The organism is Methylophaga sp. UBA4204, assembly GCF_002379485.1.
In the GTDB taxonomy this organism is placed as follows: Bacteria; Pseudomonadota; Gammaproteobacteria; order Nitrosococcales; family Methylophagaceae; genus Methylophaga.
Genome location: NZ_DFTU01000094.1, coordinates 44,269 through 44,706, shown reverse-complemented (window position 1 = coordinate 44,706; position 438 = coordinate 44,269). Strand labels below are relative to the sequence as shown.

The 438-nt window shown below is 45.4% G+C and carries 2 protein-coding genes; both read right to left on the bottom strand.

What is annotated here, in order from left to right; all coding sequences use genetic code 11:
- The coding region (locus B3182_RS14320) for a pyridoxine 5'-phosphate synthase (protein WP_292753243.1) at positions 1 to 123 on the bottom strand (123 nt) is incomplete at its 3' end.
- 12 nt (positions 124 to 135) lie between these two features.
- On the bottom strand, positions 136 to 438 hold a 303-nt coding region (gene recO / locus B3182_RS14315; RefSeq protein ID WP_349677941.1), incomplete at its 5' end, for a DNA repair protein RecO.

The following is a 438-nucleotide window of genomic DNA, read 5'->3' as shown; positions in this document are numbered from 1 at the left end:
AATACTGTCAGCACCGGCTTGTTCGGCTTCAATAGCTGCCTGAATCGGATCGGGGTAACGGGTACCGCGGGCTTGTCTTAACGTGGCCACATGATCAATATTAACGCCAAGATAAATCGACATGATGTTCCTTAATTAATTCGCTGTTTTAGGGCCGGCATAACGTTGCATTTCAGCAAACAACTGCCGGCTTTTCAGCGGTTTGCCATCCAAATGATAGTTTATTATCAAACGCATTAAATGTTTTGTTTCATTGAGGCTAACCGGATCACTCAGTTTTTCCTGCTGTAGCTGTGACAAACTGGCTCCTGAAATAATCCTTTTTCTGTCATTTGCCAGACAAGGTTGCAACCCAAGCTCCGGCTGATAACTGTAATGCTGTTCATCGGACACTGGCTCACCCTGACTATCGTTGTTCAGGTCCAGCCCATAACCTAA